Raw genomic sequence first — 13,521 nt, forward strand, 5'->3', positions numbered from 1 at the left:
ACGGGTGGACACGAAGACTGCACGGGCGGATAGGGCAGGATGTCCGGATGATCCCGCGTCGCACGTTCGGTGCCGTCCTCGCCGCCCTGGTGGGGCTTGTCGTCCTCGCCGGACCGGCGTCGGCCCACACCGAGCTCGAGTCCAGTTCACCCGCCGAAGGCGCGTCGATCGCGACCGCGCCGACGCAGCTCCAGCTGACCTTCGGCGAGCCTGTGACGCTGCCGCCGGACCCGGTCAAGGTCACCGGGCGCGACGGCACCGCCTGGAAGGTCGGCACGCCGGCGGTCGCGGGCAAGGTCGTGACGGTGCCCGTGACGCCGGCCGGGCCCGCCCAGGCCTACACGCTGACCTGGCAGGTGATCGCCGAGGACGGCGACAACCTCACCGGCACCGTGCACTTCACCCTCACCACCGCGGCGTCGAGCTCGGCGACTCCGACGTCCGCGGTCGCCCAGACCCAGCCGGCGGCGCCCAGCTCGCCGGCCCCCGCCGGCGTCGACTCCGTCGGCATCCCGAGCTGGATCTGGGTCCTGGTCGGCGTGGTCGGCCTGCTCGCGGTGATCATCATCGGCGTGCGCCAGCTGAGGGGCCGGCCGAAGGACTGACCTACTCCTCCGGCGGGACGGTCACGACCCACCGCTCGGGCCGCCGCCGCAGGTACCCCCACCAGTACAGCGCCGACACGACCAGCACCCCGGCGGTGATGCCCAGGTCGAGCGCGCTCTGCTCGACCAGGACGTACGCCAGCGCGGCGACGGCGACCGCCGGCACCACCGGCCAGGCCGGCATCCGCCAGACGTGGGGCTTGCGGTGCGCGGCCCGGCGCGCGCCGAGCGCGGCGGCCGCGACGCTGAGGTACAGCGCGACGACGGCGACCCCGGTGACACCGCTGAGCGTGTCCACCGGCACGAAGCAGAGGACGGCTTCGGACAGCCCGACCACGAGCGTCGCGACCCACGGCGCGCCGAACCGTTCGCTGACCACGCTCATCACGCGGTTCACCGGCGCCGGCCACGCCTGGTCGCGGGCGGAGGCGTAGAGCACCCGCGAGTTCTGGATGACCATCACGATGACGGCGTTCACGATCGCCGCGGCGATGCAGAGGCTGATCGCGACGCCGACGGCGGAGCCGCTCCAGGCGGTGACCAGCGCGGTGAGGTCGACCCCGGCGAGCGCGGCGGCGTCCGGCACGGCCAGGGTGATGGCGACGACCGGCACGAGGATGACCAGCGCGCTGATGCCGAGCGTCCAGAACACCGTCCTGGCCACGGTCTTGCGCGGCTCGCGCATCTCTTCGGCGAGGTAGACGGCGGTGCTGAAGCCTTGCACGACGAACAACGCGACGGCGAGCCCGGCGACCACGGCGATCAGCCCGATGCCGCCGGTGCCGAGGCTCGGCTTCAGCAGCACGGCCGGGCTCTGCGTGGTGTGCGTGAAGCCCAGCAGGGACACGACGAAGATCGCGACGATCTCGATGACGAGGAAGATTCCGGTGATCCACGCGTTGGACCGCAGGTTCAGCAGGCCCATCACGGTCGAGGCGAGCATCACGAGCGCCCCGGCGACCGAGGGGTTGATGTCCGCGACCGCGGCGACGTAGTCGGCGACGCCGATCGCGATGATCGGCGGCACGACGAGGATCACGATGAACGACAGCATGAACGTCAGCCAGCCGGCGAACCGGTTCGCCACGGTCGTCACCATCGCGTATTCACCGCCGGCGCTCGGCACCAGCGTGCCGAGCTCGGAGTAGCAGAAGGCGATCCCGACGCAGAGCAGCACCGCGAGCGTGATGGCGAGGGCGGTGCCGGTGCCGAGCTCGGCGAACAGCGGGGGCACGAGGACGAACAGCGACGACGCCGGGGTCACGCAGCTGAGCGTGAGGAGCGTGCCGCCGCCGACCCCGATGGAGCGGGTGAGCTTGCGGGCGGTCTTCGGCGTCGCGGCGGTGGTGGTGTCGGGCGGGGCGGGAGTGCGGGACACGGGGCGTTCCCTCCGGCCGGGGGCAAGGTGCGACGGATGGAACAGCACCGTTTCGGTGTTGTCAACGGCCCGAAGACGACTAAATCCGTTGTCATTCCGGGGATGCGCTTTCGCATCCGGTGACCTTCCGTTACGAATGCGCCGCGTTTGCCTGGGATCGCCCGTGTCGGGGATGATCCGGGGGGTGAGCAGCCAGGACACGCCCAACCGGCCCGCCCCGCCGGTGCTCGACGACATCTCGCGGCAGATCATCGCGCAGCTGCAGGAAGACGGCCGCCGCGCGTACGCGACGATCGGCAAGGCGGTCGGCCTGTCGGAGGCGGCGGTGCGGCAGCGGGTGCAGCGGCTGTCGGACTCCGGGGTCATCCAGATCGTCGCCGTCTCGGATCCCTTGCAGGTCGGGCTGTTCCGGCAGGCGATGATCGCCATCACCGTCGAGGGGCCGCTCGAGCCGGTCGGCGACGCACTGGCCGAAATGGACGAAATCGCGTACGTCATCCTCTGCGCCGGGCGCTACGACCTGCTGTGCGAGGCGGTCTGCGCGAACGACGAGGCGCTGCTCGAACTGATCTCGACGCGGATCCGCGCGCTGCCGGGGGTCCGGCACGCGGAGGCGATGGTCTACCTCAAGCTGCGGAAGCAGACCTACCAGTGGGGCACTCGCTGAGCGTCACGACTAAATCCGAAGCTTGCTGCGCGATATTGACCATGGATTAGTTGTCGATGTTCGTCCGAGCGACTGAATCACTTGCGTGACGGCGACAGCGCGTGCGATAACCGAGGCATGACCACTACCGCCGACCGCGCTTCCGTCGACGCATCGAGGCTCGCCCAGTCCGCCCGCAGCAACCTCTGGATGCACTTCACCCGCCACTCCGCCTACGACGAGACCGACGTCCCGGTGATCGTGCGAGGCGAAGGCGCCTACATCTGGGACGCCCGCGGGAAGCGCTATCTGGACGGGCTCGCCGGCCTGTTCGCGGTGCAGGTCGGGCACGGCCGCGAAGAGCTCGCCGAAGCCGCCGCGCGGCAGACGAAGCAGCTCGCGTACTTCCCCCTGTGGGGCCACGCGCACCCGACGGCGATCGAGCTGGCTTCGCGCCTGGCCGACGCGTCACCCGGCGACCTCAACCGCGTGTTCTTCACCGTGAGCGGCGGAGAGTCCGTCGAAACGGCGTGGAAGCTCGCGAAGCAGTACTTCAAGCTCGTCGGGAAACCGACCAAGCACAAGGTGATCAGCCGCGCGCTGGCTTACCACGGCACGTCGCAGGGCGCGCTGTCGATCACCGGCATCCCCGGCGCGAAAGCCGACTTCGAGCCGCTCGTGCCGAGCACCCTGCGCGTGCCGAACACCAACTTCTACCGCGCGCCCGAGCACGCCGACGACTACGCCGCCTACGGGCGCTGGGCCGCCGACCAGATCGAGCAGGCCATCGAGTTCGAGGGCGCGGACACCGTCGCGGCCGCGTTCCTCGAGCCGGTGCAGAACACCGGCGGCTGTTTTGTGCCGCCGCCCGGGTACTTCGAGCGGGTGCGCGAAATCTGCGACAAGCACGACGTGCTGCTCGTGTCGGACGAGGTGATCTGCGCGTTCGGCCGCGTCGGGTACGACTTCGCCGCCAAGCGTTACGGCTACCAGCCGGACATCATCACGACGGCGAAGGGCCTGACCTCCGGGTACGCGCCGCTGGGTGCGGTGCTCGCTTCGGAGCGGCTGATGGAGCCGTTCACGCGTGGTGCGACGACGTTCATGCACGGGTCGACCTACGGCGGGCACCCGGTGTCCTGCGCGGTGGCGCTGGCCAACCTGGATCTCATGGAGCGGGAGGACATCTACGGGCACGTGCTGGCGCGGGAGGCGGCGTTCCGGTCCACTTTGGACAAGCTGACCGACCTGCCGATCGTCGGCGACGTCCGGGGCGCGGGCTTCTTCTACGGCATCGAGCTGGTGAAGGACAAGGCGACCAAGGAGACCATCAGCGCCGACGAGTCCGAGCGTGTGCTGCGCGGGTTCCTCTCGGATGCTCTGTTCGAGGCGGGGTTGTACTGCCGCGCCGACGACCGGGCCGAGCCGGTGGTGCAGCTGTCGCCGCCGCTGATCTGCGACCAGGCGCAGTTCGACGAGATGGAGCAGATCCTGCGGGACACGCTGACCCGGGCGTGGAAACTGCTGTAGGGCGGGCCGCCGCCCCCGGAATCCAGTCTAGCGGTGGGCACCGACAGTTTCGGCCGCCTCTTTGGCCGCGGCTTTGGCCCGATCGGGCGGGGAACCCGGCTTTCCCGCCCGGGGGCCGGGTTCCTGGGTACCGTGGACGTCGGGGGGCCGGGGGAGTGGCCGGTGACCGGGCCGCCCGTGTTCGCGCCCGCCGGCCGCGCGCCCGGGAGGAGACCCCATGACCGCGACCACGGACACCCCGCGCCTGCCCTTCGCGCGGCCGAACGTCCTGGAGATCGCCCCGCTGTTCGGGGTGCTGCGCCGGGAGGGCCCGGTGGTGCCGGTGACCACCCCGGCGGGCGACCCGGCCTGGCTGGTCACCGGGTTCGAGCAGGTGCGCGCCGTCTTCACCGACCCGCGGTTCGGCCGCTCGCACCCGGCGCCGGAGGAGGCGTCGGCGCTGTCGTCCGCGGCGATCCTCAGCCGGCCGCAGGGTGACCACGAGACCGAACACGTCGAGTACGCGCGGATGCGGCGGATGCTCGTGCCCGCGTTCTCCGCCAACCGGATCCGCCGGCTCGCCGGGCACGTCCAAGAGCTCGCCGACGGCTGTTTCGACTCGATGGAACGTGCTCGGGGTGGCGGTGAGCCGGTCGACCTGCACGAGCACCTCTCGTTCCCGTTGCCGGTGCTGGTGATCTGCGAGCTGCTCGGCGTCCCGTACGAGGACCGGGGCACGTTCCGCGTGCTGTCGGACCGGATGGGCCGGATGGACATCGGCGACGGCGCCGAGGCCGCGCTCCAGGAGTTCGCGGCCTACATGGGCCGGCTCGCCGCGGCCAAGCGGCGCGAGCCCGGGCAGGACGTCGTCTCCGACATGGTGCGGACCCAGGCCGAGGACCCGGCGTTCACCGACGACGACCTCGCGAAGCTGGCCGCCGGCCTGCTGTTCGCCGGCCACGAGACGACGTCCAACCGCATCGACCTCGGCGTGCTGTACCTGCTGACCAACCTCGCCCGGCGCGACGCGCTCGCCGCCGACCCCGACGGCCGGGTGCACGGCGTCGTCGAAGAGATCCTGCGGATGTCCGCGCCCGGCGGGCTCGGGGTGCTGCGGTACGCCCACGACGACGTCGAGCTCGGCGGGGTGACGGTCGCCCGCGGAGACGCTGTGGTCCTGTCGCTGGCCGCCGCCAACCGCGACTCGGCGGTGTTCGACGACCCCGAGTCGTTCGACCCGGACCGGAAGCCGAACGCGCACGTCGCCTTCGCTTACGGCGGCTGGTTCTGCATCGGCGCGAGCCTGGCGCGCACCGAGCTCCGGGTGGTGTTCGGGTCGCTGTTCCGGCGGTTCCCGGGGCTGCGGCTGGCCGCATCGGTGGATGAACTGGAGGTGCGGACGAACCGTGTCACCGGGGGAGTGGACCGCGTGCCGGTCCTCTGGTAGACCTGCGGCGGCGGCAGAGGAGAACGGGACAGCATGACCCTGTGGGACAAGCTCGGAATGGACGACAAGCTCGTCAAGGTGCTGCAGGAGATCCCGCCGGGCCCGGACGCGGGGGACTTCGGGCCCGCGTACGTCACGATCCACCAGCTGGCCGTCGAGCTGGACCAGCGGTTCCCCGAGGTGCGCAAGCAGCTGGACGTCCCGCTGGGCGGCGGCGCCACCCGGCACGCCGGGCTGGTGGAGCTGCTGGGCAAGGAGCTGGTCGACAAGATCAAGCGCTACGGCGACGTCTACCCGATCGAGGCCGCGCAGCTGTCTTCGGTGCGGTTCCGCGAGCTGCGCCTGCGTGGCCCGGGCGGCCGCGACCTGGTCGGGGCGTCGCGCGCCGACCTGCCGTTGATCCGCCTGCGGCCCAAGGACTGACCGGTGCTCCCACCGCCGCCGGTCCGGGTCCTGGTGGCCGAACGCGACGCCGGCGTGCGGGACCGCCTGAGCGCGATCCTCGCGGAAGCGGACGGCATCGAGGTGGTCGGCGCGGAGAGCGACGCGACGGCGGCCCGGGTCACCCTCCGCCGGAGGCTGCCCGACGTGGTGCTGCTGGACCCGCGCCTGGGCCCGCTGGGCCCGGTCACCCGCCGCCCGGCGGTGGTGGTGCTGGCGACGTTCGACTCCGAGACGGGAATCCTGCGCGCGCTGCGTGATGGCGCGGCGGGTTTCCTGCTGCGCTCGGCTCGGCGGAACGAGGTGATCAAGGTGGTCCGTCTGGCGGCGGACGGGCACGTGGTGCTTTCCCCGGACGCCTCGCGACGCCTGGTCTCGGCGGCAACTCGGTTGTCAGGGCCCCGGGACGAGCGGCTGGCGCAGGTGGACCGGCTGACGGAGCGCGAGAGGGAAGTGCTGGTCGGAATCGGGTCGGCGCTGACGAACGCGGAGATCGCCGAGCGGCTGGGGCTGGCGGAGCCGGTGGTGCGCGGGTGTGTGGCGCAGGTGGTGCGGAAGCTGGGGTGCGCGCATCGGACGGAGGCCGGGTTGCTGGCTTATGAGCGGGGCTTGTGCCGCCCGGGGTGAGGTGGTTTGGGGATCGTGCGGGACGCGGGGAACCCACGGGTCTCGGTTGGGGCGGTGCGCCTGCGCCGCTCGGCTGAGGCGGCTGGCGGTGTGGGCATATTCGCCGGGCGGGATGCTGGCTGTGGCCTTCCCTGGTGCCGCGAGGCTGCGCCGCTCGAGGTTAGTGCGGCGGCGGTGTGGGCCCGTTCGGCTGGCTGTGCCACATTGGCGGCGCGGTGGGCTTGGTGAGCTCGGGTGAGGCGGCTGGCGGTGCGGAAATATTGGCCTGGCGGAGTTTTGGCTGCGGCTTTCGCTGGCGTGGTGCGCCTGCGCTGCTCGAGTGAGGGCGGCGGCGGTGCGGGCGCGTTCGGCTGGCTGTGCCACATTGGCGGCGCGGTGGGCCTGCTGAGCTCGGGTGAGGCGGCTGGCGGTGCGGGGAGCGCTTGCTCGGCTGGGCCTTGGGCTGCGCCGCCTGTCAGCGAGAGAGCAGGGCAGCCCGGCCGAAGGCTTGCTCAGCTGGGCTCTGTCTGCAGTAGCTTGGCCGATACCGCGAACCCGTGGCGCTCGTACGCCGGCACCGCTCTCTCCGAGGAATGCACCGTCACGCGCTCCAGACCCAGCTCCGCCGCCAACTGCAGCACCGCCTCGATCAGCAGACCGCCAAGGCCGTTGGCGCGGGCTTCTGGTGCCACGTATACGCACTGCACATCTCCCGCGGCGCGGGTGAACTCGCGGGGCGTTGGCACCCTCGCCGTGATCGCGAGGAACGCCATTCCCGTCACCTCGCCGTCGCGAATCAGGACCAGGCAACGGTGAGTCGGCGCGTTCTCCCTGGCCCACGCCGCGAATTCGCGCACGAACTCCTCTCGGCCCGCGTCCGTCAGGCCGTCCTGCTCGGCCACCCAGCGCCAGCGCAGGCGCGCGACCGCTTCGAACTCGTCGGCGCCTGCCGGGCGGATCTCGATCTTCGGCACTCCTCGATTCTGGCAAAGCCGCTCCGCCGGGCGCATCCCCGGCGGAGCGGCTCCGGTCAGAAGCCGGTCAGGCCGTTTGGCACGCCGACGCCCGTTGGCGCGTCATAACCCGGGCCGGCCACGCACAGATAATCGCCGCCGCATTTCTTGCCTGCTCCCGTCGGGTCGTTGTGGCCCGTGGTGATGTCCACGAACTGCGACGCGTGCGCGTACAGGTCCGCCGGGCCCGCCGCTCCCGCGCGGCCCGAGCGGCCGTACAGCCCGGCGACGAACGGCGCCGACGCGCTTGTCCCGTTCACCGGGAGCCAGCCGCCCGCGTCGGCGTTGAAGATCGCGATGCCGTCCGCGGCCGCCGCCACGTCCGCGACCGTTCGCTTGCCGCAGTGGGTGTCCTTCTGCCACTTCGGTTTGGCGATGTAGGCCGAGCAGCCGCTGCCGCCGTACTCCCACGCCGACTCCGCCCAGCCGCGCGCGGAGTCCGGGTCGCGGGCGAGCGTCGTCCCGCCGACCGCGACCGTCGACGCCAGCACCGCCGGGTAGCTCGCCGACGTGAACCCGAAGTCGCCGGAAGAGGCGACCACGGTGACCCCCGCGTGCTGGTAGTGGCTCGCGTACGCCAGCGGCACACCGCTTTCCCGCGCGCCGTAGCTGTTCGACACCACCTTCGCGCCCAGCCGGACCGCGGTGTCCTCCGTCTCCGCCAGGTCGGCGAACCCGGGCGTGTTGCCTTCGACGACCACGATGCGGCACGACGGGCACGCCGCCGACACCATCGAGACGTCCAAAGTGGACTCCATGGCCCAGCCGAAATCGGCCGGTGGCAGGGGAGCCGCGGCGCCCTGCTGGTTGACCTTCGTGAAGCAGCCGTTCGCCGTTGTGCACGGCGGCAGCCCGTACTGCGCCCGGTACGCGGCCAGGTCCGCTTCCAGGTTCGGCGCGTCGTAGGCGATCGAGATGCCGACGACAGTCCCCGGCCCCGGGGCGGACGGCAGCCGGTACGCCGACGCCAGGTCGTCGGCACCCCAGCCGGCCGGGCCGTCGGCCAGTCCGCGCACCGAACTCGGCGTGTACGTGGTCAGGCAGCGGAGCATCCCGGGCCGCTCGGGACACGCGGCGCGCGGCACCGGAGCGGCCGACGCGACAGGCGCGAACACGCCGACGGCGACCACGGCGGCGCTCAGGGCGCCGATGATCGATCTATGCACAGTGGACACTCCCCTCAGGACGTATAGATGTGGTAGGCGGCGGTGATCGACTCGGCGATGGTCGCCCCCGCGGCGTCGGAAGCCCTGACGCGCAGGGAGACGTCCCCGCCGCGGAACGCCTCCGTGGTCGCCGTGAAGTCCGCGTGGAAGACGCCGCCACCGCGAGCGGTGACGGTCGCGTCCCGCCAGGTCGTGCCGTCGGTCGAGTACTGCACCGTCGCGGCGGTCACCGGAGAACCCGCGCTCTGCTGCAGGTGCCCGACCGTCAGGTCGAGGCCCTGCGGCCCGGAGACCGTCGAGCCGTCCGGCCGCAGCCCGGCGACGGCGTACCCCAGCGTCAGCAGGGGTTCGACCGTGCACGCCCGGTCCGAGCCGCGCGCGCAGGACAGGGCCGGCGGGAGCGTGCCCTCGGTGTGCTGCGACTGCCACGTCCACTCGGTGTGGGTGGCCGTGCTCTGGCGGTACATCGGGCCGGTGCGGCCCGCGTCGACCGTGAGCCCCAGTGTCGACGGCCCGGCCGCGACCTCCTGCGCCAGCGAAAGTTCGGGCGCCCCCACCGGGCTGCCCTCGGCGATCGTCGCGCCGTCCTGGGTCAGCGTGTAGTGCCCGGTCATCGTGTCCGTCGGCTCGCCGGAGAAGCCGAACCCGGTGTGCCCGGGCTGGTTGTCGCTGAACGGCGTGATCGACAACCGCAGCAGGTCACCGGCGCGGGTCGCGGCCGGGATCACCGGCGCGCTGCCGTCGGACAGCGGCAGCAGCGCGACGTCACCCGCCGGGTGCAGCGGGAACCTGTTCCAGTCCTCGGTGACCGTGGTGCCGCCGGTGTAGGCGTGGAACGGCTCGTACTGCCCGCCGGCCCAGGCCGGGAACGGCGCGGGCACGACGTACTTCGAGAACCCGCCGAACCAGCGCAGGTCCGGCGCGGCGGAGACGTACTCGGTCTGCTTCCGGGGCGTCTCGATCAGGTGCGACCCCCGGCCGCTGCTGTCCTCGAAGGCGAACATCCCGCTGCGCTGGCGACGGCCGAGCGTGGCGAACTCGCTGAAGTACGTTGCGTTCACCGCGGCGACGTCCTGCGCCGTGATCACGTACCGCTGCTGCGGAATCGTGCCCACGCTCGCCTTCTGCAGCACGTATTCGTACGGCGTGCCCGGCCCCGGCGGGGACACGAGCCTGCTGTACGGGTACGTCTGCAGCGCCCCGGTGCGCACCGGGACCGGCGACGGCGACACCGCGATCGGCACACCCGGACCGGCGTCGAAGTCGACGGCCAGCGCCGGCCCCGTCTTCGCCGCCCGGCGGAAGAAGAACCCGGTGTCGTCCAGCAGTGCCGGTCGCGGGGTCACCCAGGTCAGCTTGCTGTTAGCACGGGAAGCGTCCACCCGGACCGTCTTGTCCGCCTTCACCGCGAACTCCGGCTGCGCGCTGAAGCGCACCTCGGTCGGGTTGCCGTCGCCGTCGGCGGTCCAGAAGAGCCCGAGCGCGCTGTAGTTCCCCTCCGGCGCGCTGAACTTCGCCGTGCCGCCCGAGAAGTAGTTGAGACTCTCGTTCGGGTCGAGCAGGTTCCCGTCGTCGGTGTTGTAGAGGAAGGCGACGCCGGTGTCGGCGGGCTTGCCCGCGATGTCCTTGGCGTCGACCGACACCGTGCGCATCACCGAGCGGGGCTGCACGGCCCGCCGCTGCGGTGCCCCCGAGAGCGCGAAGCTTTTACCCCCGGCGAAGAGCCCCTGACCCCCGAAGTGGCCCTTCGCGTTGTCTTCCTTGAACTGCTTGGCCAGCGCCCCGCCGAACGTCGACGGGTCGACCGGCGCCGAAGCGCCGGCCAGCAGCGCCTGGACGTCGAACAGGCTCAGATCCAGCCCGCGCCCCAGGTAGGGGAGCGCGGTGCCGGGGACCTCGTAGTCGCGTTCGCCCAGCCGCAGGTGCACGAGCGCCCGCGCCATGCCCTTCCCGGCGGCCGGCTCGACTTCGTAGTGGAACCGGCCGTCCGTGCTGGTCCGGACGGCGATCCGCTCCCCGGTGGGCAGAACGGCGCCGGCCGCGGCGACCGCGGCCGGCGGGGCGAGCCCGGCCAGCCCCGCCGCACCGGCGAGCAGGACCGCGAGCATCGAAAGTGTTCTTCGCACTGGCACCTCCGTGTGGTGGTTGATCACCACTACCGACGAGCCAGACGCCGAACCCGTTGAGCCCGGTTCTCGATCTTTCGGAAGTTACCTCGATCGGGTCAACGACCCAGAGTCAGGAATGGGCCGCGGGCACCGGCCGCGCGACGCCGAAACCGCCGTACGGACCGGCTTTCGCGCGCTTGCGCACCTCGTCGAAGTGCCGGTGCACGGCTTCGGCGGCCGCGTCGGCGTCACGCAGCACCAGGGCGTCGACGATCGCCTGGTGGCGTTTCGCGGTGGCCGTCGCCGACGACGCCGGCCCGCCGAGCTCGCTTTCGGCGATCCGGTAGACGTCCCAGAACAGCCCGGTGAGCTCGCGGGCGAGGTCGAACCCGGCCTCGGCGCAGATGAGGTCGTGGAACTCGCGGTCGGCCTCCGCGGCGTCGGGGCCCTTGCGCTTCATCCGCGTGACGCAGGCCTGCAGGTCTTCGACGAGCCCGGGCCGGTGGTCGGTGGCCACGCGGCGGGTCAGCTCGGTCTCGAGCATCTCCCGGACCTCCAGGAGGTCACGCAGCCGCCCGACGTCGGTCGCGCCCCGCGCGCGGGTGCGGAACAGCAGCCACGTCTGCAGCGACTCCGAGCCGGCCGAGCCGACGAACGTGCCGTAGCCGTGGCGGATCTCGACGATGCCCAGGGCCTGCAGGGCCTTGATCGCCTCGCGGATCGAGTTGCGGCTGACCCCGATGTCCTCCATCAGGCTCAGCTCGGTGGGCATGGGCGCGCCCGGCGGGAGCTCCCGCTCGACGATCAGGTCGATGATGCGCTTGGTGATCTCTTCGCTGCGCTGCGGACGGGCCACTGCTGTCCTCCCCGGATGCGTCGTGAGAGGACATCCTACGTCATACGTCCAGAAGGGTTGACCGGCACGCGAACCCATCCTAGGCTCACGCCGGTCATAGGACGTCCCATGTCCTACCGTTCGAGGCCAGCCGGAGACACCGATGTCCCAGAGCCCGTCGCTCAGCCGCCGCCAGTTGCTGCGCTACACCACCTTCGCCGGGGCGGCCTTGGCGTTCCCGACCGTGCTCGCCGCGTGCGGCGGGCCGGCGTCCACGAACAAGACCGGCAGCTCGACCGGCTCGCTGACGGCCGTGATCGGCTACGGCAACAACCAGACCTGGGACCCGCTGCAGACCGCGTCCGCGTTCTCGATGGCCGCGATCCTGCACTGCTACGAGTCCCTCCTGGAGGGTGACCCGATCACCCGCGCGCCGTTCCCGGGCCTGGCGAAGGCGCTGCCCGCCGACCCGGGCGGCACCAGCCTGAAGTTCGACCTCCGCGACGGCGCCCAGTGGCACGACGGGCAGCCGGTGACCGCGGACGACGTCGTCTTCACCTACGCCCGGGCGCTGGACGACAAGGAGAATGTGCTCATCCACAGCTTCTTCTCCACGTGGCTCAAGGAGGTCCGCAAGACCGGCGACCGGTCGGTCGAGTTCGTCCTCAAGTTCCCCTTCCCCTACGCGCTGCAGCGCATCCAGTGCTGCAAGATCGTCCCGAAGCACGTCTACGACGGCAAGTGGGACGACGCCAAGGGCGGCAAGGTGGTCGGCTCCGGCCCCTACAAGATCGTCGAGCAGGCCCCGCTGTCCCACACCAGCTTCGAGAAGTTCGCCGCCTACAACGGCCCGCGCCCGGCCGCGTACGACAAGATGCTCTGGAAGTCCATCGTGGACTCGGCGCCGCGCGTCGCGGCCATCTCCGGGGCGACGCCGGACGCGCAGATCGCCGAGAACATCCCGGCTGCCAACGCCGAGCAGCTCCGCAAGGCGGGCCGGACGGTCGAGTTCGCCGACGGCGGCAACAACCTCTTCCTGCTCTTCAACACCGAGCACAAGCCGTTCGACAGCAACCTCGTCCGGCAGGCGCTGCACTACGCGATCGACAAGAAGAAGATGATCGACATCGGCCTGAAGGGCGCCGGCTCGCCCGGCACGTCGTTCATCAACCCGAAGCTCCCGTCGTCCCAGCCCGCGTCGCAGGACTTCGCCTACAACCCCGACAAGGCGAGGCAGCTGCTGCAGCAGGCCGGCGTCAGCGGGCTCAAGGTGACGCTGTCCACGACGAACACCTCGCTGGTCGCCGACTGCGTCAAGGTGATCAAGGAGGGCTGGGACGCGATCGGCGTCCAGACCACTTTGGACTCCCAGGACACGAAGGCGCTGTTCTCCAAGCTGGACGCGGGCATCGACTTCCAGGTCGTCGCGACGACCAACAACCCGATGCAGTTCGGCAACGACCCGGACCTGCTCATCCGCTACTACTACGACGCCAAGTCGATCCTGACCACCAAGTACGCCCGGTGGACCGGCGCCGACGCCCAGTCGCTGCTCGCCCTGCAGAACCAGGCCGCGGCGGAGACCGACGAAGCCAAGCGGACGTCGCTGAACAAGCAGCTGCTCGACCGGATCTCCGAGCAGGCCGTGATCTACCCGGTCGTGTTCACCCAGCTCGGCACCGCGTGGGACCCGAAGGCGATCACCGGGGTGCACGCCCAGGGGTATCCCGGCATCTACCTGAACCAGGCCAAGCCGGTCTAGGAGGA

Annotated in this window: 12 protein-coding genes; 7 read left to right on the top strand and 5 right to left on the bottom strand. The window is 71.3% G+C overall.

The features are described from left to right. Positions 1-47: 47 nt before the first annotated feature. A complete protein-coding gene (locus ACZ63J_RS03755) occupies positions 48-605 on the top strand; it encodes a copper resistance CopC family protein (protein WP_465399881.1) in 558 nt (185 codons plus the stop codon). A gap of 1 nt (position 606) precedes the next feature. Here the strand turns inward: ACZ63J_RS03755 and ACZ63J_RS03760 are convergent, their stop codons facing one another. After that, positions 607-1,983, bottom strand: coding sequence for an APC family permease (locus tag ACZ63J_RS03760; RefSeq protein WP_465399880.1), 1,377 nt, complete (start codon positions 1,981-1,983; stop codon positions 607-609). Between the two features lie 172 nt (positions 1,984-2,155). On the opposite strand from ACZ63J_RS03760, the gene ACZ63J_RS03765 reads away from it, so the two are divergent. The 5 genes from ACZ63J_RS03765 to ACZ63J_RS03785 all read left to right on the top strand — a co-directional run bounded on the left by ACZ63J_RS03765 (position 2,156) and on the right by ACZ63J_RS03785 (position 6,653). Further along, positions 2,156-2,650, top strand: coding sequence for an Lrp/AsnC family transcriptional regulator (locus tag ACZ63J_RS03765; RefSeq protein ID WP_465313920.1), 495 nt, complete (start codon positions 2,156-2,158; stop codon positions 2,648-2,650). 117 nt (positions 2,651-2,767) lie between these two features. Beyond that, positions 2,768-4,159 carry an aspartate aminotransferase family protein gene (locus ACZ63J_RS03770; RefSeq protein WP_465399879.1) on the top strand — a complete coding sequence of 464 codons (1,392 nt, stop codon included), beginning with the start codon at positions 2,768-2,770 and terminating at the stop codon, positions 4,157-4,159. Positions 4,160-4,376: 217 nt separating this feature from the next. Beyond that, positions 4,377-5,585, top strand: a complete 1,209-nt coding sequence (locus tag ACZ63J_RS03775; protein ID WP_465399878.1) for a cytochrome P450 — start codon at positions 4,377-4,379, stop codon at positions 5,583-5,585. 33 nt (positions 5,586-5,618) lie between these two features. After that, a complete protein-coding gene (locus tag ACZ63J_RS03780) occupies positions 5,619-6,008 on the top strand; it encodes a hypothetical protein (RefSeq protein ID WP_395922494.1) in 390 nt (129 codons plus the stop codon). Positions 6,009-6,011: 3 nt separating this feature from the next. Then, entirely contained in the window at positions 6,012-6,653 is a 642-nt protein-coding gene (locus tag ACZ63J_RS03785; protein ID WP_465399877.1) for a response regulator transcription factor, read from the top strand. Positions 6,654-7,144: 491 nt separating this feature from the next. Here ACZ63J_RS03785 and ACZ63J_RS03790 read toward each other — a convergent pair whose 3' ends face one another. From ACZ63J_RS03790 to ACZ63J_RS03805, 4 genes are all read right to left on the bottom strand, one after another. Next, positions 7,145-7,606: a GNAT family N-acetyltransferase gene (locus ACZ63J_RS03790; protein WP_465399876.1), complete on the bottom strand. Its 462-nt coding sequence runs from the start codon at positions 7,604-7,606 to the stop codon at positions 7,145-7,147. Between the two features lie 56 nt (positions 7,607-7,662). Then, positions 7,663-8,811, bottom strand: a complete 1,149-nt coding sequence (locus ACZ63J_RS03795) for a S53 family peptidase (RefSeq protein WP_465399875.1) — start codon at positions 8,809-8,811, stop codon at positions 7,663-7,665. 14 nt (positions 8,812-8,825) lie between these two features. Then, entirely contained in the window at positions 8,826-10,937 is a 2,112-nt protein-coding gene (locus ACZ63J_RS03800; protein WP_465399874.1) for a hypothetical protein, read from the bottom strand. Positions 10,938-11,049: 112 nt separating this feature from the next. Further along, complete coding sequence (locus tag ACZ63J_RS03805) at positions 11,050-11,775, bottom strand: FadR/GntR family transcriptional regulator (protein WP_465341084.1); 726 nt, start codon at positions 11,773-11,775, stop codon at positions 11,050-11,052. A gap of 142 nt (positions 11,776-11,917) precedes the next feature. Here ACZ63J_RS03805 and ACZ63J_RS03810 point away from each other — a divergent pair, with 142 nt between their 5' ends. Beyond that, entirely contained in the window at positions 11,918-13,516 is a 1,599-nt protein-coding gene (locus ACZ63J_RS03810; protein ID WP_465399873.1) for an ABC transporter substrate-binding protein, read from the top strand. Positions 13,517-13,521: the final 5 nt, after the last annotated feature.

The sequence above is a fragment of the Amycolatopsis sp. NPDC104863 genome (assembly GCF_055582965.1).

What these genes read in the sequence shown, in the direction of transcription:
- ACZ63J_RS03810 (WP_465399873.1), top strand. Translation starts at nt 11,918, where the DNA reads ATGTCCCAGAGCCCGTCGCTCAGCCGCCGCCAGTTGCTGCGCTACACC.
- ACZ63J_RS03780 (WP_395922494.1), top strand. Translation starts at nt 5,619, where the DNA reads ATGACCCTGTGGGACAAGCTCGGAATGGACGACAAGCTCGTCAAGGTG.
- ACZ63J_RS03765 (WP_465313920.1), top strand. Translation starts at nt 2,156, where the DNA reads ATGATCCGGGGGGTGAGCAGCCAGGACACGCCCAACCGGCCCGCCCCG.
- ACZ63J_RS03770 (WP_465399879.1), top strand. Translation starts at nt 2,768, where the DNA reads ATGACCACTACCGCCGACCGCGCTTCCGTCGACGCATCGAGGCTCGCC.
- ACZ63J_RS03755 (WP_465399881.1), top strand. Translation starts at nt 48, where the DNA reads ATGATCCCGCGTCGCACGTTCGGTGCCGTCCTCGCCGCCCTGGTGGGG.
- ACZ63J_RS03775 (WP_465399878.1), top strand. Translation starts at nt 4,377, where the DNA reads ATGACCGCGACCACGGACACCCCGCGCCTGCCCTTCGCGCGGCCGAAC.